Below are 19,256 nucleotides of genomic sequence, written 5' to 3'. Positions count from 1 at the left end.
ACACGCGTTAACTTTCGTTTCGGAGTTCGTGGCTTCGCATGGGAGATAATGACAACCAACGGGCGGCGGGCGAGTCTGACACCCAAGCGCGGGCGAAACTGGACTTCACCCGAGACGTGTCGCGGCGGCGAGCGATGCAAATCGGCGGGTTAGCCGTCTTCGGCATGGCCGGGACGGCGGAGGCGTTCGACCCCGAGAAGTTCGACGTGGCGCCCCTCGAGAGCGTGCAGGAAGTCGAGGTCGAGGAACAGGGACTCGAGTACTTCACGATCCAGCAGGCGCGGGTCGTCCACGACCTGACGGCGCGGATCTATCCCTCCGACGACAACGGGCCGGGGGCGCCCGAAGCGGGCGTCGTCTACTTCATCGATCGGCAGATGAACTCGGCGTGGGGCCGCGGCGAGCGGTGGTACATGCAGGCTCCGTTCGCCGGGAAGAACCCGACCGATCCGTTCGAAGACGACCCGGAGGAGCCGGAAGACGTCGATCCGGAGGCGGAAGTCCCGTGGGCGGAGACGAACCCCTCGGAGACCCAGGGCTGGCAGTACGCGCTGACGCCGAACGAGGCGTACGATCAGGGCATCCACGCCGTCGAGGAGTACGTCCGGTCGGAGTCCGACGCGGATTCGTTTACGGACCTGGACGACGACCGGCAGGACGCGGTGGTCGCCGCGCTCGAGGAGGACGCGGTCGACACGTTCGACGACACCGACATCGACGCCGGCGGATTCTTCCTCTTGCTTCGACAGAACACCTTGGAGGGGATGTTCAGCGATCCGATGTACGGCGGCAACCGGGAGATGATCGGCTGGCGGCTGAAGGGGTTCCCCGGAACGCCCGGCGCGCTCGGCAGCTACCGAGGCCTGCTGCAGGAAGGCGAGTACATCGAACTCGAGGAGGGGGACTTCCGGAAGCTGGCCGACGACGTCGAATCGCTCGGGATCGGCGACGAGAACCAGGAGCCGGCGAACGACCAGAGCGAGGAGGGCCACGCCCACGTCCACGACGCGGCCGAAGCCGACTACCCGAACGTCGTCGACGAGCGGGCCGCTCGCGGGGACGTCGACCGGGAGATCACGCCGATGAGCCTCGACGACGGTGACGGCGACGCGGACGACGGGGGTGATCGGTGATGGTCCAGCAGCTCGATCCCGTCGACGTGGTGACCATCGGCGCGGGCTGGACCGGCGGCATCGTCGCCAAGGAGCTCGCGCAGAACGACTATCAGGTGGTGAGCCTCGAGCGAGGCGGAGAACGGGAGACGGAGAACTTCTTCACGGTCCACGACGAGCTGGGGTACGCGCTCCGGTACAAGCTGATGCAGGACCTCTCGAAGGAGACGATCACCTTCCGGAACGCGGTCGACGAACCCGCGCTGCCGATGCGCCGCTACGGCGCGTTCCTCCCCGGATCCGGCGAGGGCGGCGCGGGCGTCCACTGGAACGGCCAGACCTGGCGCTTCCTCCCCTACGACTTCGAGATTCGTTCGCGCACGATCGACGAGTACGGCGAGGAGAAGATCCCCGAGAACATGCAGCTCCAGGACTGGGGGATCAGTTACGAGGAACTCGAGCCCTACTACGACGCGTTCGAGTACACCGCCGGCATCGCGGGCCAGGCGGGGAACATCGAGGGTGAGATTCAGGACCTGGGCAACCCCTACGAGGGACCGCGCTCGCGGGAGTACCCGCTCCCGCCGATGATGGAGACCCCGGTCCTCGAGCGGTTCAAGGAAACGACCGCGGAACTCGGATACGAACCGTTTCAGGCGCCTTCGGCCAACCTCACGGAACAGTACACGAACCCGGACGGCGTCCAGCAGGGGCAGTGTCAGTACTGCGGCTACTGCGAGCGCTTCGGCTGCGAGTGGGGCGCGAAGGCCGCGCCGATCACCACCGTCTTGCCCGCCGCACAGGAGACGGGCAACTTCGAGCTGCGGACCCACGCCGACGTGGTGGAACTGCTGTACAACGAGGACGAACAGCAGGTCGAGGGCGTCCGGTACGTCGACCGCAAGACCGACCAGGTGTACGAACAGCCGGCCGACGTCGTCGCGCTGACCGCCTACGTGCTGAACAACGTCCGGCTCCTGTTGCTGTCGGGAATCGGCGAGCCGTACGATCCCGAGACCGGCGAGGGAACCGTCGGGAAGAACTACTGCTACCAGAACTTCCAGGCGAGCGCCCGCGGGTTCTTCGACGACGAGGAGTGGAACCTCTACATGGGCGCCGGCGCGCTGGGCGCGTCGATCGACGACTTCAACGGCGACAACTTCGACCACTCGGATCTGGACTTCCTTCACGGCGGGAACATCGCCATGAATCAGACCGGCGACCGACCGATCGCCAACAACCCGATCCCCGAGGGGACGCCCTCCTGGGGATCGGAGTTCAAGGAACAGAGCATCGACTACTATCACAGTTCGGTCTCGATCGCCGCGCAGGGTGCAGTGCTCCCCTTCCGAGAGAACTACCTCGACCTCGATCCCAACTACACCGATCAGTACGGCCGACCGCTTCTGCGGATGACCTTCGACTGGCGCGAGCAGGACCGCAACATGGTCGAGTACATCGGTCCCTACCTCGAGGAGATCATGGACGAGATGGGCGCCGATACGATCAACGCGAACACCAGTCTGGAGGGCAGTTTCGACATCACGCCCTACCAGTCGACCCACAACACGGGCGGCGCCATCATGGGGTCCGATCCAGCGGAGTCGGTCGTGAACAACTACCTGCAGTGCTGGGAGGCGAGCAACCTCTTCATCCCCGGCGCGTCGGCGTTCGCGCACAACAGCGGCTACAACCCGACCGGCACCGTCGGCGCGCTGGCGTTCCGCGCCGCCGAGGGGATCCAAGAGTATCTGGACGAACCGGAGCAGCTTGCGGCTCCCGAGTCGTAGCCGGACGACGCAGCGTTCGGCGCCGCTTTTTTCGTCGCGATCGCTCGAGGCCGCGGCTCGAGCCGCGACCGTTCGCGTCCGACTCCCCGACTCTCCGACTCGCCGACTCGCGCCCGCCGCTCGGCGTCAGACGCCGAAGACGAACCGCATCGCGAGGCCGATGAGGATCACGACGATCCCCGAAATCGTCGCGATGGGCGGGATGGGGATCAACAGGAGCACGATGCCGAGGAGGATGACGCCCGTCGATAGTTTGACCATGCGAACGAGTCGCTGCCGCGACAGGTATCGGCACGGCTGGCATCCCCACCGCCACTAAAAGCGCCGCGACCGCTCGGACCCGACCGGTCGGCGAGCAGCCACGAATAAGCGGCCGCGGTCCGTGGGGAGCGTATGGTCGACGCATCCATCACCCCGATCGACCGCGGGACGATCACCGCCGACAGCAACAACATCGTCGAGGGCTTTTCCCTGGGCACGGCCGCCGATCCGAACCCCGAGACGGTGATGGCCGACGGCCCCGTCTACAACGTCATCATCGACCACCCCGAGGCGACGATCCTCTGGGACACCGGCTCCCACCCCGACGCCGCCGACGGCCACTGGCCCGAGGAGCTCTACGCCGCCTTCGAACACAGCGGCCTGCGACCGCTCGAGGACGACCTCGCGGACGCGGGCTACGACGTCGACGACGTCGACGCGGTGATCCAGACGCACCTCCACCTCGACCACGCGGGCGGGCTCTACGCCTTCGAGGGAACCGACGTGCCGATCTACGTCCACGAGCGCGAACTGAAGTACGCCTACTACAGCGCCAAGACCGACGCGGGCGACGAGGCCTACGTCGCCGGCGACTTCGACCGCGACCTGAACTGGGAGATCGTCCACCGCGACCGCGAACAACACTTCGCGGACCTCGAGTTCGTTCGCCTCCCCGGCCACACGCCGGGGCTGCTCGGCCTCGTCCTCGAACTCGATGACATCGGGACCGTCGTCCTCGCGGGCGATCAGGCCTACACGCGAGCGAACTACCGCGACGAGCGGCCGATGGGCGGCCAACTGCTCTGGAGCAAACGCCACTGGCTCGAGAGCCTGCGGACCGTCCAGGAGATCGAACGCCGCCGCGACGCGACCGTGATCTGCGGCCACGACGGCGACGACCTCGAGACGCTTCGCGAATTGTGAGAACGAAAGTCAGTGAACGCCGACGTACGCCTCGCGGACGTACTCGTTGTCGTGGAACTCCGCGGACGTTCCGGCGAGTTCGATCTCGCCGGTTTCGATCAGCGAGAGCCGCTCGGCGTGTTTCAGCGCGAACGTCGAGTTCTGCTCGGCGAGGAAGATCGTCAGCCCCTCCTCCCGGTTCAGTTGCTCGAGCGCGTCGCCGATGTCCTGGATGATGACCGGCGCGAGCCCGAGCGTCGGCTCGTCGAGCATCAGGACGTCGGGATCGCTCATGAGCGCGCGGCCGATGGCGAGCATCTGTTGCTCGCCGCCGCTCATCGTCTCGGCCTCCTGTTCGCGTCGCTCGTCGAGTCGCGGAAACAGGTCGTAGACCACGTCGAGGTCGGCCCGAACCCCGTCGCGATCGTCGCGGAACTGGGCGCCCATCAGCAGGTTCTCGTGGACCGAGAAGTACGGGAACAGATCCCGGTCCTCGGTGCAGTAGATGAGCCCGTCCCTGACGATCTGCTGGGGCGGCACTCGAGCGAGGTCCGCGCCGTCGTACCGGATCGTTCCCTCGTACTCGGTGAAGCCGGCGACGGCGTTGAGCATGGTCGTCTTCCCGGCCCCGTTGGGGCCGATCACGCCGTAGATCTCCCCGTCGTCGATCGACAGCGAGACGCCCTTCAGTGCGTGCGACTTGCCGTAGTATACGTTGAGGTCTTCGATTTCGAGGATCGTGTCGGTCATTATATTCCCTCCCCGGCGAGGTACGCTTCCTGGACGCGTTCGTTCTCGGCGATCGCTTCGGGGGAGCCCGCCGCGAGGAAGTCGCCGTTGTTGAGCACGACGACGCGGTCGACCAGATCCATCAGGCCGCCCATGTTGTGGTCGACGACGACCATCGTCATCCCCGCCTCGCGGAAGCCCTCGATCTGACAGCTCGGCGGTTTATGATTCGGTCGAGAGCCTGGCGGACGTCGGCGTGGGGCAGTTCGCCGGGCATCTGGTCGAGTTCGTCCTCGATATCGATGCGCGCGGCGTACTCGCGGATCTCCGCCTCGCTCGCGCCGCCGTACAACGAGAAGACGCTGTTGGGCAGCGTGAACAGCTCGATGTTGTCCGCGACCGACATCGAGTCGATCGGATTCGACTCCTGGGAGACCCGCGAGAGCCCCCGATTGACCACCTCGTGGGTCGCGTCGTCGGTGATGTCCGCGCCGTCGAACCGGACCGTCCCGTCGGTGACGTCGTAGAGGCCCATGATGCAGTTGAACACCGTCGACTTCCCCGACCCGTTCGGGCCGATCAGGCCGACGATCTCGCCGCGCTCGACGGACAGCGAGAAGTCGTCGACGGCGACCAGGCCGCCGAACGTCTTCGTGAGGCCGTCGACCTCGAGGAGGGTCACTCGCGATCACCTCCGACCGCGCCGACGGCGTGCCAGATCCAGCGGAAGAGCCCGTTGCGGGCGAACACGAGGACGAGCAGGACCAGCAGCCAGAGCATGACCCAGCGCGTCGAGTGGCCGAACCACAGCCGCAGGATCTCGTCGCGCAACAGCACGAAGAGGAACGCGCCGCCGATCGGGCCGAGGACGGAGCTCATACCGCCGATGACCGCCATCGCGATCATCTCGATGCTCCGGTCGACGACGACGAAGGTCGCGGGGTCGACGTTCCCGCCGAAGTGGGCCAGCAGGACGCCGCCGATCCCCATCGTGATCGAACTGAGCGCGAACGACCAGAGCTTGAACTTCGTCGGGTCGAGCCCGGCCGCCGACACGGCGCGTTCGTTCTCGCGAATCGCGACGAGCACGGTCCCGACGTTCGATCTGGCGACGACGGTGAGCGCGGCCGCGACGAGTAACATCGGGACGAGCATGAGGTAGTACCGCTCGGTGAAGTCCCAGGTGAACACCTCGACGGCCTGGAACCCGTTTTCGCCGCCGAGGGTCTCGCTGAACCCGATCGTCAGCCGGTAGAACAGGAGCACGGCGACGAACGTGACCAGCGAGAAGTACGGCCCCGACAGGCGCAGCGAGGGCAGGCCGATGAGCAGGCCGAGCACCAGCGCCGCGAGGATCGAGACCGGGATGGTGACCCAGAAGCTCGGCACCGGACTGAGGGTGACGGCCAACAGCGCCGTCGTGTAGCCGGCCGCGGCCGACAGCGCCGAGTGGCCGAAGCTGATGTAGCCGGTGTAGCCGCTCTGGATGTCCCAGCCCATCGCGAAGATCGACCAGATGCAGGCGACCGCGAGCGTCCGCATGTAGTTGCCGACGAACAGCGGCGCCCACGTCGGAACGGTCGCGAGCGCGACGAGCGCCGCGACGAGCAGCCCCAGCTGGAGCCCCGTCACCTCGCCGACGTACGAGCCGAGGAACCGGTTGAAGAGGTTCGCGCCGGGTTGCAGCGCGCGGTCGATCGGCGAGAGGACGCGGGCGGCGGCCCGCCCGCTCGGGAGCAGGATCGTTTGCCGAACCGTACTGCGCAGCCGTCCGATCCGCCTGACGCGTTCACTCATGGACGTATTCCCTCCCGTACAGCCCCTGCGGTAACAGGAACAGTACGACCAGTAGGATGACCAGCGAGAGGATCCCGCGGAAGCTCTGGCCCAGCATCGAGACGGTCAGCGTCTCGGTGTAGCCGATCAGGTAGGCGGCGACGATCGACCCCTTGATCGAGCCGATACCGCCGATCACCACGATGATAAAGGCCAGCGCGAGCGGGTTCAGCCACATCAGCGGCGTGGCGGCCTGGTCCCCGCCGAGAAAGATCCCCGCGAGGCCCGCGAGCCCGCCGGCGATCAGCCACGTGCGGGTCCGGACGGAGTGGAGATCGACGCCGGTGAGCTGTGCCCCCCGCTCGCTCATCGACGCGGCGAGGATGGAGCGGCCGCCGTCGGTCTGGGTGATGTAGTACCACAGCAGCCCGATGGCGATCCAGGAGAGAACGAAGCCGGCGAGATCGTTGTAGGAGACGGACGTGCCCGCGATGCTGGCCTGGCCGCTGACGACCGTGTAGGCGTACGGCTGGTCGCCGAAGAGGCCGAGCGCGATCTCGGTCGTCATGGTGGCGACGACGACCGTCGCGAGGAACGTGATCACGGGATTGTCCTCGATGTAACGGACCAGTCCGGCGTACAGCCCGTACGACGCCAGCCCGATAGCGCCGACCGCGATCGGGAAGACGAGGAGTCGCGGTAACGCGACCGACTCCCAGATCACGTCGCGACTGAGGGACACGAACACGTACGCGCCGGCCATGATCAGGGCGCCGTGGGCGAGGTTCAACACGCCGCCGACGCCGAAGATCATGGTGAAGCCGATTGCGATGAGCGCGTAGAGGGCGCTGATCATCGCGCCGGTGATCAGTATCGAGAGGATCGAGTCGAGCATGCCTAGCCCATCCACTCGGGTTGTACGTGGTCTGCCGTCCGGTACTGTTCGGGGTAGACGCACTCGAGGCCGCCCCCGGGCCGCCACTGGGTGACCGGAAAGTTCGTGATCGCGTCGCCCTCGCCGCGTTCTTCCTGGACGTCGTGGGGGTACTCGTCGTCCTCGCCGTAGAACGAGATCTCGCCGGCGGTCCCCGTGTACTCCAGCCCCAGCATCGCGTCGACGATGCCGTCAAGGTCGCTCTCGTAGTCGGCCGTGCCGGCCTCCTCGACGGCCTCCCGGTAGAGGTAGATCGCGTCGTAGGTGTTGAACCCCATGTACATCGGGAGGTCGGGCGCGTCGTCGTCGCCCTCGGTGAACGACTGGTACGCGTCGACGAAGTCGAGGGTTTTGTCCGTGATGGCGGTCGTACCGGCGGCGCCCGATTGCGAGGTCGTCTCGAAGGTCGCGGTCTCCTCCGAGAGCTGGTAGAAGTCCGGTGTCATGGACGCGACGTGGATCCCCTCGATGCCGAACCCGGCCTGGCGCTGGTGCCAACTCGCGAGCATGTCCGTCGCGATGATGTGGGCGAAGAATCGGAAGACGGCGTCCGGATTTTCGGACTCGAGGTCGTCCATCACCGTGCTGAAATCGTCGATGCCGGTCGACAGCTCCGACTCGTAGACGACGTCGTAGCCGCGCGATTCCAGCTCGCCGGGCAGGTTGTTCGTGAACGGGTCCGTCCACGCGGCGTCGTCCGCGAGATAGGCGAACGTGTTCCAGCCGTGGTGGTCCGAGAGGTAGTCGGCGTAGCCGCCCATCGCCTCGGCCTGGAAGTACGAGTTGATCGGGCCGGAGCGGAAGATGTTCTTGTTCGCCTCGTAGTCCGAGCCGGTGGAGTTCTCGATGATCGCCGGCGAGGCCGACCCGGTGACGATGTACGGGACGTCGTTCTCGGCGATCATATCCATGATGTTGAGCGAGACCTCGCTGGAGAAGGTGCCGACGAGTAAATCGACGTTCTCCTGGTTGATCAACCGCGACGCCTCGTCCTGGGCCGTCGACGGATCCGTGCGCGTATTCGCGCTCACGATTTCGACGTCCTCGTCCCGGATCCCACCCTCCTCGTTGATCTCTTCGGCCGCCAGTTCGGCGCTCCGCTCGGAGCCGATCCCCTGCGTGTTCTCCAGCGGCGCGAGGTGACCGATCGTGAACCCGTCGTCGTCGCCGCCCCCGATACAGCCTGCAAACGTCGTCGCTACGGCGCCGGCACCCGCGGCGCCGATGAACCGTCGACGCCCGACGGAAATCTTACCAGTTCTATCTGATCTGAGCGTATTGTTATCGTCGTTATCCATTGGCTGTCACTCTGTTACCGATTCTCATCCACCACTTCAGATTCTCCAACAATAAAGATGAGGGTCGTTAGCAAGGAGCGAGTGAGTAGTGTAACCGTGTGAAAGTCTATCTCCTAACGGAACTAGACACCTATCGACCCGAACGAAGGCCGGCGCTTCAGACGATCTCTCGCGGGGAAACGCGCTCGGTAACCAGTCGATACGTTCCGTCTTCGAGGGTAACCGCTCCTTCGTGACGGAGGTGATCGAGGTGGGCGAAGGCCTCGCCGGGTCCGTGGAGGATGTGGATCCCCTCGAGGGCACCGAACAGGTGTTCGCTCACCGTCCAGGCGTCGGCCGGGCCGTGTTCGTCCAGCACGTCGACGACGTTCCCGGCCCGCTCGCGGTGGTGGTCGACGATCTCGCGGGCGCGGGCGGTTGGGTCCTCGATCAGATCCCGGTGGCCGGGCCAGACGCGGTCGTAGTCGCGCTCGGCCAATCGCTCGAGCGTCTGCAGGTACCGCTTCAGCGGCCGATCGACGCGGACGTCGGCGCCCCCGACGTTGGGCGTGTACACCGGCAGGAGGGCGTCGCCGACGACGGCCTCGCGGCCGCCGTCCAGTTCGAAACAGCAGAGTCCCGCCGCGTGGCCCGGCGCGTGAACCGCCTCGAGTCGACGGCCGCCGACCTCGAGGACGTCTCCGTCCGCGATCGGCGTGACGTCGGCGGGTTCGCCCTCGATGTGCGACGCCGCCTCGAGAAACTCCAGCAACTCCGTCCGGACATCTTCGGGGACGCCCCACTCCTCGAGCAGTTCCCGGCGGCGTCGCTCGACGGCGGCTGCCGCGTCGGCGTCGCCCTCGACCAGGGGCGCGTCGGCCTCGTGGACGTAGACCGTCGCGTCGCTTTCGGCCTGAATCTCACCGGCCAGTCCCGCGTGATCGACGTGGAAATGGGTCAGCACGATCGCGTCGACGTCCGCGAACGCGTCGCCGCGCTCGGCCAGTCCGTCCCGCAAGTCCTCGCGGACGCCCGGCGTCGCGATCCCGGTATCGACGAGCGCGAGGTCGTCGCCGTCCGCGAGCACGTAGGCGTTATTTCGGCCCTCGAACTCCTCGTTGCCCAGCCGTATTCGATCCATACCGGGACACAACCCCCCGGTCGTTCATAATTTTCCGGGTCGGAACCACCGTCACGTCGAGTTCGGCGATCGGAACCCCGCCCGCTCCGATCGGTCGCTTCCGGCGGGACGGCGGACGATCCGCTTGCCACCAGCGTAACGTATACCCTGGTATTCCCACACAGGAACAGTATGCCGGACATCCTGACCGACGTGACGAGCGAGTACCTCGCATCGATGGAACCGTCCGCCGACGACCGCGTCGCGGAAATGGAAGCCCACGCGGCCGAGGACGGCATTCCGATCGCCAGCCGCTCGGTCGCGACGCTGCAGGCGATCCTCGCCCGCGGGACCGACGCCGATCGCGCGCTCGAGTTCGGAACCGCCATCGGCTACTCGACGCTGCACGTCGCCCGAACCGGTACCGACGTCGTCACGACCGAGGTCGACGACGAGCGGATCGACGCCGCCGTCGATTACCTCGAGCGCGACGGCATCGACGTCACCGTGACCGACGATCCGGCGACCGTCGACGCCGAACCCACCGGAGACGGGACCGTGTTCATCGTCGAGGGCCCCGCTCTGGAGACGGTGCCTCGGCTCGACGGGCCGTTCGATCTCGTCTTCCTCGACGCCATCAAATCGGAGTACGAGGAGTATCTGGCCGAATCGCTGCCGCTGCTGACGGCGGGCGGGATGGTCGTCGCGGACAACCTCCTCCGCGGCGGTCGGGTCGCTGCGGCTGCGGCGGATACCGAGACCGAGGATATCGAAGCGGAATACGGCTCGTCGGTAGCCGCGCTTCGCGAGTTCAACGAGGTGTTCGTCGATCACGACGCCCTCGAGGCGGTCATCACGCCCCAGGGCGACGGGACCGGCGTCGCCGTCAAAACGTCGGACGCGCCGTGAGCGCGGTTACTCGAGTTCGGCTCGCAGCAACTGGTTGACGTCGCCGGGGTCGGCACTTCCCCCCGTTTTCTGCATGACCTGGCCGACGAGGAAGTTGATCGCGCCGTCGTCGCCGCTCTCGTAGTCGTCGACGGCGTCGGGGTTCTCGTCGATGGCCTCGACGACGGCCTGTTGGACCTCGTCCTCGCCGGTCTTGCCCAGACCCTCCTGCTCGACGATCTCGTCCGGCGCCGCGCCGTCGTCGAGCATCGACCGGAGGACGGTCTCGCGGGCGTTCTTCGCCGTGATCTCGTCCTCGGCGACGAGTTCGACGAGCCGGGAGACCTCCTCGAGGCGGCCCGCGATGTCCGTGATTTCCATGTCGCGGTAGTTGAGTTCGCCGAGCAGGTTGTCCGCGACCCACGTCGCCGCGAGGTCGGGGTCGAACTCGCCGGCGACGTCCTCGTAGAAGTCCGCGACCTGCTTGGTCGACGTGAGCTTCGAGGCGGCCTCCTCGCTCAGGCCGTACTCCGCCTGGAACCGCTCGCGGCGGGCCGAGGGGAGTTCCGGGATCGCGATCTCGTCCTTCCAGCCGGAGACGCGAAGCGGCGGGAGGTCGGCCTCCTCGAAGTACCGGTAGTCCTTCTCCTCTTCCTTCGAGCGCATCGAGACCGTGATACCCCGCGACTCGTCCCAGTGGCGGGTCTCCTGCTCGACCGCGCGGCCGCGCTGGATGGCGTTCTTCTGGCGGGTCTCCTCGTAGGCCAGGGCCTTCTCCGCGCCCTTGTGGCTCGAGATGTTCTTGACCTCGGTGCGGTTGGCGGCCTCGAGCGCGTCCATCCCGATCTCGTCGGTGTCGTCGCCGTCGATCTCCTCCTCGGGGATGATCGAGAGGTTGGCGTCGATGCGCAGGCTGCCGTCGCGTTCCGCGTCGAAGACGCCCAGGTACTCCAGGACTTCCTCGAGTTCGGCAAGGAACGCGCGCACCTCCGCGGGGCTGCGGAAGTCCGGCGCCGTGACGATCTCCATCAGCGGCGTCCCCGCGCGGTTGTAGTCGACGAGGGTGTACTCCGCGGAGTCGATGCCGCCACCGCCGCCGACGTGCTGGAGGCTCCCCGGGTCCTCCTCCAGGTGGGCCCGTTCGATCGCCACCGTCCGACGCTCGCCCTCGACGGAGACCTCGAGTTCGCCGTCGGCGCAGATCGGCTCGTCGTACTGGGTGATCTGGAAGTTCTTGGGCAGGTCGGGGTAGTAGTAGTTCTTCCGGTGGAACCGGGTCTCCTCGGGGATGTCGGCGTCGATCGCCTTCCCGATCTTGACGGCGGCCTCGACGGCGGCCTCGTTCAGGACGGGCAGCGCGCCCGGCAGGCCGAGACAGACCGGGCAGACGTTCTCGTTTGGCTCGTCGGTCTGTTCGGTCGCACAGCCACAGAAGATCTTCGTGTCGGTCTCCAGCTGGACGTGGACCTCGAGGCCGATGACGGTCACGAGGTCGCCCTGCTGGACGGTCTGGGCAGTCATTGACGGCGATTCGGGCCCGCGGGGGTAAAACGTAACGGGACGGACCGGCGCGGGTTCGCGGCCCGACTCGAAGTTCGCGAGCGATTACCGGTCGCGATCGAACTTCCGCTGGGTCTCCGTCAGTTCCGCCGATTCCTCGAGCATCCGTTCCGCGTCGGCTGCGCGCCGACGCTGTGGCGACGTGATCGGGTTACCTGAGCCTTCGATCCGTTCGTCGGGGTCCTCGACGGCGATCCGCTCGCGCAGACGAGCGATCACACTCGAAACATGTAGCTCCACGAATGAAATAGTACGCGACTGTCTCGTCGCACCGTTACGGGTCGCAGCGCGCGGACGTTCGGGCTGGTCCTCGGGAGTATCGCTGACCGAGACGGTCGCGAAACGTCAGTACCGCCGCTCGTAGACGGTTCCGGACTCGCCGACGACCAGTTGCGGCGACCGGGCAGTGCCGAGCGCGACCGACCGCAGTTCGTTCCCCGGTTGGAGGTCGGCGAGCTCGGTCCAGCCGTCGAAGCCGCGCTCGTAGAGCACTCCCGCCGACGAGACCGCCAGCGCGGTGTCGCGGTCTCGAGCCAGCGCTGCGATCGGCTGCTCGCCCAGCGTCGTTCGCGACCAGTCGACGCCGTTGTAGGTGTAGACGACGCCGTTGCCGCCGGCGACCGAGACGTGACCGCTGTCCGTCGCCGCGACCGCCGCGAAGTCGACTCCCGCGCCCTCGAGCCCGATGCGGCTCCACGAGACCCCACCGTCTCGCGACTCGAAGACGCCGCCGTCGGTGTCGACGACGTAGCCGTACGCCAGCGGCGTGAGGTCGACGTCGGTGACGCTCGAGCCGGTGCCGGGTTCGATCACGTCGAACCACTCGACGGTCGCACCGTCGCGCCGGCCCCGGAGGAGTTCGCCGGAGCTGTTGATGACCGTGAGCCGCTCGTCGCCGGCCAGTCCCGCGGCGGCGACCGCCGTCCACGAAGTCGTCTTCTCCTTCGGCGCGGAGAAGTCCGCGACGCGGTCGGCGACGACGTCGTACAGCCCGAGCGCGCCGCTGTCGCCGGCGACCCACATCGCCCGGCCGTTGCTCGTGACCGCCGCGGTCCGCAGCCCGTCGCCGGCGTCGCCGACGCCGTTCTCGAGGCGGACGGTCCAGTCGCCGCCGTCGCGGGCGAGGACGGTCCCGTCTTCGCCGACGGCGTAGGCGCCGTCGGCCGTCGTCACGACGTCGTACAGCGCCGCGTCGGTGGGGACGTCGACGGGGACCCACTCGCTGTCGGTATCGACGCAGCCGCCGAGCGAGACGGCGCCGATCGCGGCGCCGACGGCCGCGAGGAGGCCGCGCCGACCGTAGCCGCGGCGCGCGGTCACGGATCGCCCTCGCTCGAGTCCGGATCGGCGTCAGCGTCGCCGGGAAGCGGCGAGCGGTCGCTCTCGTCGAGACCGATCGACGGGTCCGCGTCGATCCCCTCGGTCGCGCCGCGGGCGTCGTTCGTCCGGTGGAACTCCCCGGGCGGCGTGAACGGCCCCGGGGCGGAGGTCCGCCTGAGGATGGCCGAGATGCGCACGACGTAGGCGAACAGCACGGCGAGCGGGCTGAACGCGACCGCGAGCGCGAGGCTCACGAGCACGAGCAGCCACCCTTCGAAGGCCACCGGCGGATAGCCGCTCGCGTAGATCATGATCACCAGCGACGAGAGCAGGATCGCGGCGGTACCGCTGTAGGTGATCAACCGCGACAGGCGCGCGAGCTCGCGCTGGAGGTAGATCGTCGTGAAGTACTGCCTGGTCGCGTCCGCGGTGACGAACAGCTCCTGGAGTTCGGCGAGCAGCGACGACTCGCGGGCCGACAGCTCCGCGTCGAACCGGCGCCCGAGCCGCCGCGCTTCGTTCGCGGCGCCGGCGTAGTCGTGGTCGATCGTCGGCAACACGACGGCGAACACCGACTCCGTATCGCCGGTGAGGCGAGACGAGAGCTCGCGCGTGTGGTCTCGAGTCCGCGCCGCGAATCGGCAGATCGACTCGAGGGCGGTCGTCGACGTCGCGTCGGCCCGGTCGCCGGCGGCCTCCGATGGGCCGTCTCCGCACCGTTCGGCGAGCTCGTCGGCGCGGCTGCCGAGCGTGCCGGCCAGCCGGGCGAGGAACGGCGCCGGATCGGTCGGGCTGACGCCGTCGCCCTCGGTCTGGGATTCGACGCGACTGCGGAACGCCTGGACGCCGTCGATGCGGTCGGTGAGCCGATCGGGCGTGCCGAACAGCCGCGAGATGATCAGCTGGTTGACCGCGACGACGATCGGGATGAACGAGAACAGCCCCGCGATCATCGTGCTGAACATCGTCGTGACGAACCGACTCTCGCGGACGCCGATGACGTCGCTCACGCCGAGGACGAGCGCGACGACGAAGACGCCCGCGACGAAGCCGCCGACGACCACTCGCCGGTCGCCCTCGAGCAGGAGCCAGCGCCGCCACTCGCGGCGCGACGCCGTATCGGTCAGGTAGCGGGCGCCGATCCGCCCTCCGGTCCAGAGGATTCGGACGCCGACCGCCAGCGCGGCGACCGTCAGCCGGAGGACGTAGCCGATCAGTGACAGCCCGAGCGACGGCGCGTCGCCGTCGCGCTCGGCCTCGCTTCGGTCGTCGGATTCGGACCTGCCGTCGCGGTCGTCGCCGCCTCCGTCGCGTTCGATTCGCTCGTCCGTTCCGTCGCTCGAGCGGTCGCCCTCGCGGCCGCCGTCGTCGCTCGGCGCTGTACCCGATTTCGCCGTCGTCGTCGCGTCGTTGTCGTCGTCGCGCGTGGGATGGTCAGTCATCGGTGTGAGATCGATCGTCGAACGTTCAGAGGCCGCTGGAGACGGCCTCGAGCAATCGGAGCGCGGCCAGCAACAGCGCGAGCAACAGGACGATCCGTCGAATGATGGCGCCCCGCGTCGTCCTGATTCGGGAGCGGTCGGAGGGGTGGAAGCCGACGGTCCAGAGGGTCGCGATGGCGCCGACGTTGATCGCGATGAGGTTGACGGCGACGACGACCAGCGACCCGAGCACCGCCGCGGGTTCGCCCCACGCGACGCCGACGCCGACCACGCCGATCGGCGGCATGATCGCGGCCGCGATCATCACGCCGATGAGGTCCGTGATGCCGGTCGTCGCCATCCCGAGCCCGCCGGCGATGCCCGAACAGACCGCGACGGTCACCAGCAGCGACGGCGGGAGGCCGTGACTGCCCAGTCCGAGGCTCGCCTCGAGGTCGACCGCGGCGGTGACCACCGACGACGTCCGCGCGAACGCCGCGAACGCGAGCGCGCTGGCCATCGCCACGCCGATACCGGCGAGCTGGAGTTCGACGCCGCGGACGAACAGCCGGCGCTCGTCGAGGACGGTCGCGACGCTCGAGGCCATCGCGGGACCGAGCAGGGGGGCGATCACCATCGCGCCGACCAGCACCGCCAGCGAATCCAGCAGGACGCCGGTGGTGGCGACGACGCCGCTGATCGCCGTCATCGCGGCGAAGATGACCAGCGAGGGCAACTGCGAGCGGGCCTTCGAGCGCAGTTCGCTCCGGGAGATTCGCTCGAAGGAGAGCCACTCGCCGCGTCGTTCGTTCGCGCCGTCCCACTCGCTGCCGACGATCGCCATCGGCTCCTCGACGACGACGGTGACGTTCCCGGCGACCGACCGAAGCTCGTCCACCAACGGTTCTACCGCGTGAGCGGGTGCGGGAACGGTGATCGTCCAGTCGTTGTCGTCGTCGTGACCGGCGAGGCTGTACTCGAGGTCGTGGCGATCGATGACCGCTCTGACCTCGTCGGTCGTCGACTGCGAGTCGGTGAGCACCGTCAAGAGGCGCATGTTCGACGTTCGCGTTCCGGGAGCGGTCCCCCGATTCCCGTCGCGGTCGATCACAGTATCGCGAGTGCATCGGTTTCGGGGGTGGCGTCCTCGGGGTACGTTTGCGCGAGCAGCGACCGGACGGTCTCCCTGATCGTCGCCAACCGGTCGGTGCGGCGCTCGCAGCACGACCCGCCGCACCGAGCGATCGGCCCGTCGGGCCCTTCGGCGTAGGTCAGGCGGCCGCTACACTCCGGACATCGCGGTTCGACGTGGGCGCCCATCCAGTCGACGTCGAACCCGTCGCGAGCGAGTCGGTTTCCGAGGGCACACCAGACGATAACGTCGCGCTCTTGGCGGCCCGTCGCGGTCCGCTTGAGGCGGTCGAGCGCCAGCGCGGCGCGCCGATACAGTTCGTCGCTCTCGTCGGCGTGTCGGCGGTGACACCGCCGGAAGTAGGTCAGGAGCGCGCGCCTCGAGGAGCGACGTTTCCCCGTCGTCAGTGGGGCCTCGAGGGTTGCGTTCGGCGAGAGGTCGTCGGACTGCGGGACGCGTTCGGGGCGTCCCCGGTCGTCGTAGTGGACCTCTCGCGAGAGAGATGCACCGCTGGTCGGACAGAATGCGTGTTCACCGATCATCGTTTAGGGGGGTCGATCGAACCGCAGTGGGATTCGACCGGGGACGGGCCTAGCAGTGCCAGTGGTATAAGATGACACGGTACTGAAACTCACTATAATAAATTTACGTACTCATCGGTTCCTTGAACCCACGGTCAGTTTTTTGTACAGATATCTTGGATATTTGTACAACTTATGAGTGGGTGAACCGTACGACGGATGCACCATGCCAAGTGGTGATCTCATCTCCGTCGATTCGACCGACCGTGCGCCGTGGTACTGGTACGTCTTGATCGGCTATCCCGCGTTGAGTCTGCTCGGGATCGTCTCGCTCGCCCGACTGACCGGCGGGGGTTCGGTTCTGGCCACGAGTCTCGGCAGCGTCGCGCTGCTGATCGTCGTCGCCGCCGCCGGCGCCGTCACGCTGCCCGCGATCTGGCGCGACGTCGAGTTCGTCGAGGCCCGAACCGACGCGTGGACGCCCGACCGGCAGATCTACGTCGGCGCGGCCGTCGCCGCGCCGCTGTTCCTCGGCCTGCTGTCCGGACTGGCGGCCGGGTTCGGCGTCGCGCTCGCGATCGCCCTCGTCGCCTTCCTCCTCTCGACGGTCGCCGTCTGCGTGGCCTATCTCTACAATCGCCATCGAACGGTCGGACTGATGGCTCGCTGAGGGCGACGTGCCGACGCCTCGGCCGCCACGCGACCGATCCGCCGAGACCCGCCCGCGCCCGACGCTCCGGCTCGTCGGTGCACATTCTCTAGGTTTCGTCCATATTTTTACGCCATAATCTATTAGGCTTCGGTGTCGGAAGGCCCGGACGACGCGCCCTCGGCGCGGATGACCTCCCGGCCCGCCAGCACAGCCGCCACTATCCGCCGGCGGCCCGTCCCGACGCGCCGTCCGATCGGCGACTCCGTTCTCGTTACTCCACTATGCACGCAGTCATCCACTCGGTTACCGACGCCCCCAGCCTCGTGGCCGCGCAGACGCGACTGCTCGTCTCGCTGGCGGTAGCGACGGTCGACCACGGACCGCTCCGTCCCGCCGCGGTCGCTCGCGGGCCGCCGACCGGTCTCGGACTCGTCTCCCCGGCCCCGAACGAGGGGAGCCTCGAGTTCGCGGCCCGGCTCGCCGGCCTGCTCGGCGCGGTCCTGTTACGGCTCCTCGAGGCCGCGGTCATCGCCTTCGAGATGGCCTGGGACACGTGGTGGGCGCTCGTCCTCGGGTTCACGATCACCGGCGCGGTCCAGGAGTTCGTCTCCGAGGACCGGCTCACCGACTACCTCGGCGACGACGGCTGGCGCGAGGTCGGCTACGGGGCCCTCTTCGGCGCGTCGTCCTCGAGTTGCTCGTTCTCCGCGGTGGCGACGACCCGGTCGCTGTTCACCAAGGGCGCCTCGGCCGCGGCCAGTCTGGGCGCGTTCCAGTTCGCGAGCACGGACCTCGTGCTCGAACTCGCGCTGGTCGTCACGCTCCTGCTGGGCTGGCAGTTCGCCGCGGCGGAGATCGTCGGCGGCCTCGTCGCCGTCGCCGTCCTCGCGGTGGTGTACCGGCGGTTCGTCCCCCAGTCGTGGATCGAACGCGCTCGAGCACACGCGCGGGCGCTACAGGAGATCGAGTGTGCGACCTGCGGGATGGCCGCGGATCCGACCGACGAGGAGACCGTCGCGGCCGAGTTCGACGGCGAGCGGCGACACTTCTGCTGCGGCGGCTGTCGCAACGCCTACGACCCGTCGACCGATCGCGAACCCGTTACGGCGGGCCCGGAGCTGCTCTCGGGCGACCGCTGGGCGTCGGCGACCGCGAACGCGATCCGCGAGTGGGACATGCTCTGGCGGGACGTCGTCCTCGGCTTCGCCATCGCCGGCCTGCTGGCCGCGTTCGTGCCGACCGCGTGGTGGACCGCCGTCTTCGGCGTCGGCGCCGAGGGCAGCGTCCTGCGGCTCGTCTCGAACGTCGTCCTCGGCGCCGTCGTCGGCGTGGTGACGTTCCTCTGTTCGGTCGGCAACGTCCCCTTCGCGGTCGTGCTCTGGCAGAACGGCGTCTCCTTCGGCGGCGTGCTCGCGTTCATCTTCGCGGACCTGGTGATCCTGCCGCTGGTCCGCACCTACCGGCGGTACTACGGCACCCGGATGGCCGCCGTGATCGCCGTCGCGTTCTTCCTCGCGGCGGTCGTCGCCGGCCTCGTCGTCGAACTCGTCTTCGGCGCGCTCGGCCTCGTCCCGCCCGCTGGCGCGACCGGCGGCACGGTGTCGGGGACGTACACGGCGCTGTTCAACGTCGTCGCCGTCCCGATCTTCGCCGTACAGGTGTACGTCGCCCTCGAGCCCGAGCAGCGCGTCCGCCTCGGAAACCGCCTCGCGCCCCACATCGCCGGGATCATTATCCGCACCCAGCAGTTCCTCGAGCGGATCGCCTACGCGCTCGAGGACCGCGGGCTGAAGTGAGGTCTCGACCGCCGACCGTTTGCCGCCGTTCGACCGCCGCGCGCCGATCGCGACAGCCGTCTCT

The 19,256-nt window shown here is 67.8% G+C and carries 18 protein-coding genes and 2 pseudogenes; 6 read left to right on the top strand and 14 right to left on the bottom strand.

Annotated features, from left to right (window positions below; genetic code table 11):
- Positions 1 to 38 precede the first annotated feature (38 nt).
- Entirely contained in the window at positions 39 to 1,133 is a 1,095-nt protein-coding gene (locus HTZ84_RS10405; protein ID WP_254611734.1) for a gluconate 2-dehydrogenase subunit 3 family protein, read from the top strand.
- Positions 1,133 to 2,902: a GMC family oxidoreductase gene (locus HTZ84_RS10400; protein ID WP_174680610.1), complete on the top strand. Its 1,770-nt coding sequence runs from the start codon at positions 1,133 to 1,135 to the stop codon at positions 2,900 to 2,902. Before HTZ84_RS10405 ends, HTZ84_RS10400 begins: the two co-directional genes overlap by 1 nt.
- A gap of 126 nt (positions 2,903 to 3,028) precedes the next feature.
- Here the strand turns inward: HTZ84_RS10400 and HTZ84_RS10395 are convergent, their stop codons facing one another.
- Positions 3,029 to 3,163, bottom strand: coding sequence for a hypothetical protein (locus tag HTZ84_RS10395; RefSeq protein WP_008896547.1), 135 nt, complete (start codon positions 3,161 to 3,163; stop codon positions 3,029 to 3,031).
- A 132-nt stretch (positions 3,164 to 3,295) separates the two neighbouring features.
- Between HTZ84_RS10395 and HTZ84_RS10390 the strand changes: the two genes are divergently transcribed.
- Positions 3,296 to 4,087, top strand: coding sequence for an N-acyl homoserine lactonase family protein (locus HTZ84_RS10390; protein ID WP_174680609.1), 792 nt, complete (start codon positions 3,296 to 3,298; stop codon positions 4,085 to 4,087).
- A 9-nt stretch (positions 4,088 to 4,096) separates the two neighbouring features.
- On the opposite strand, the gene HTZ84_RS10385 is transcribed toward HTZ84_RS10390, so the two are convergent.
- The 7 genes and pseudogenes from HTZ84_RS10385 to HTZ84_RS10360 form a co-directional block, all read right to left on the bottom strand.
- A complete protein-coding gene (locus HTZ84_RS10385) occupies positions 4,097 to 4,816 on the bottom strand; it encodes an ABC transporter ATP-binding protein (RefSeq protein WP_174680608.1) in 720 nt (239 codons plus the stop codon).
- Positions 4,816 to 5,012, bottom strand: a pseudogene (locus tag HTZ84_RS23260) (ABC transporter ATP-binding protein C-terminal domain-containing protein); the annotation flags it as partial. The gene HTZ84_RS10385 and the pseudogene HTZ84_RS23260, both read right to left, overlap by 1 nt.
- A 27-nt stretch (positions 5,013 to 5,039) precedes the next feature.
- Positions 5,040 to 5,477 (bottom strand): annotated as a pseudogene (locus tag HTZ84_RS10380) (ATP-binding cassette domain-containing protein); the annotation flags it as partial.
- The gene (locus HTZ84_RS10375) at positions 5,474 to 6,592 is read right to left on the bottom strand and encodes a branched-chain amino acid ABC transporter permease (RefSeq protein ID WP_174680607.1); all 1,119 of its coding nucleotides are present in this window, start codon (positions 6,590 to 6,592) and stop codon (positions 5,474 to 5,476) included. The gene HTZ84_RS10375 and the pseudogene HTZ84_RS10380, both read right to left, overlap by 4 nt.
- A complete protein-coding gene (locus HTZ84_RS10370; RefSeq protein ID WP_174680606.1) occupies positions 6,585 to 7,466 on the bottom strand; it encodes a branched-chain amino acid ABC transporter permease in 882 nt (293 codons plus the stop codon). Before HTZ84_RS10370 ends, HTZ84_RS10375 begins: the two co-directional genes overlap by 8 nt.
- A 2-nt stretch (positions 7,467 to 7,468) precedes the next feature.
- Complete coding sequence (locus HTZ84_RS10365; RefSeq protein WP_174680605.1) at positions 7,469 to 8,803, bottom strand: ABC transporter substrate-binding protein; 1,335 nt, start codon at positions 8,801 to 8,803, stop codon at positions 7,469 to 7,471.
- 157 nt (positions 8,804 to 8,960) lie between these two features.
- Entirely contained in the window at positions 8,961 to 9,923 is a 963-nt protein-coding gene (locus tag HTZ84_RS10360; RefSeq protein ID WP_174680604.1) for an MBL fold metallo-hydrolase, read from the bottom strand.
- Between the two features lie 171 nt (positions 9,924 to 10,094).
- On the opposite strand from HTZ84_RS10360, the gene HTZ84_RS10355 reads away from it, so the two are divergent.
- On the top strand, positions 10,095 to 10,811 hold the full coding sequence (locus HTZ84_RS10355) for an O-methyltransferase (protein WP_174680603.1): 717 nt from the start codon (positions 10,095 to 10,097) through the stop codon (positions 10,809 to 10,811).
- A gap of 6 nt (positions 10,812 to 10,817) precedes the next feature.
- Here the strand turns inward: HTZ84_RS10355 and gatB are convergent, their stop codons facing one another.
- The 6 genes from gatB to HTZ84_RS10325 form a co-directional block, all read right to left on the bottom strand.
- Positions 10,818 to 12,311, bottom strand: a complete 1,494-nt coding sequence (gene gatB / locus HTZ84_RS10350) for an Asp-tRNA(Asn)/Glu-tRNA(Gln) amidotransferase subunit GatB (protein ID WP_174680602.1) — start codon at positions 12,309 to 12,311, stop codon at positions 10,818 to 10,820.
- Between the two features lie 84 nt (positions 12,312 to 12,395).
- Positions 12,396 to 12,569, bottom strand: coding sequence for a hypothetical protein (locus tag HTZ84_RS10345; protein WP_217468448.1), 174 nt, complete (start codon positions 12,567 to 12,569; stop codon positions 12,396 to 12,398).
- A 126-nt stretch (positions 12,570 to 12,695) separates the two neighbouring features.
- Positions 12,696 to 13,670 carry a beta propeller repeat protein gene (locus HTZ84_RS10340; RefSeq protein ID WP_174680600.1) on the bottom strand — a complete coding sequence of 325 codons (975 nt, stop codon included), beginning with the start codon at positions 13,668 to 13,670 and terminating at the stop codon, positions 12,696 to 12,698.
- Positions 13,667 to 15,112 (bottom strand): hypothetical protein, encoded by a 1,446-nt coding sequence (locus HTZ84_RS10335; protein ID WP_254611733.1) that lies wholly within the window; start codon positions 15,110 to 15,112, stop codon positions 13,667 to 13,669. The genes HTZ84_RS10340 and HTZ84_RS10335 overlap by 4 nt, the downstream gene beginning before the upstream one ends.
- 25 nt (positions 15,113 to 15,137) lie before the next feature.
- Complete coding sequence (locus HTZ84_RS10330) at positions 15,138 to 16,148, bottom strand: TIGR00341 family protein (protein WP_174680599.1); 1,011 nt, start codon at positions 16,146 to 16,148, stop codon at positions 15,138 to 15,140.
- 50 nt (positions 16,149 to 16,198) lie between these two features.
- Positions 16,199 to 16,765, bottom strand: a complete 567-nt coding sequence (locus HTZ84_RS10325) for a hypothetical protein (RefSeq protein WP_174680598.1) — start codon at positions 16,763 to 16,765, stop codon at positions 16,199 to 16,201.
- Between the two features lie 205 nt (positions 16,766 to 16,970).
- Here HTZ84_RS10325 and HTZ84_RS10320 point away from each other — a divergent pair, with 205 nt between their 5' ends.
- Complete coding sequence (locus HTZ84_RS10320) at positions 16,971 to 17,414, top strand: hypothetical protein (protein WP_174680597.1); 444 nt, start codon at positions 16,971 to 16,973, stop codon at positions 17,412 to 17,414.
- Between the two features lie 263 nt (positions 17,415 to 17,677).
- Entirely contained in the window at positions 17,678 to 19,192 is a 1,515-nt protein-coding gene (locus HTZ84_RS10315; protein WP_174680596.1) for a permease, read from the top strand.
- Positions 19,193 to 19,256 lie beyond the last annotated feature (64 nt).

The organism is Haloterrigena gelatinilytica, assembly GCF_013342145.1.
GTDB lineage: Archaea > Halobacteriota > Halobacteria > Halobacteriales > Natrialbaceae > Haloterrigena > Haloterrigena gelatinilytica.
This window is presented reverse-complemented; position numbering and strand designations above follow the sequence as displayed.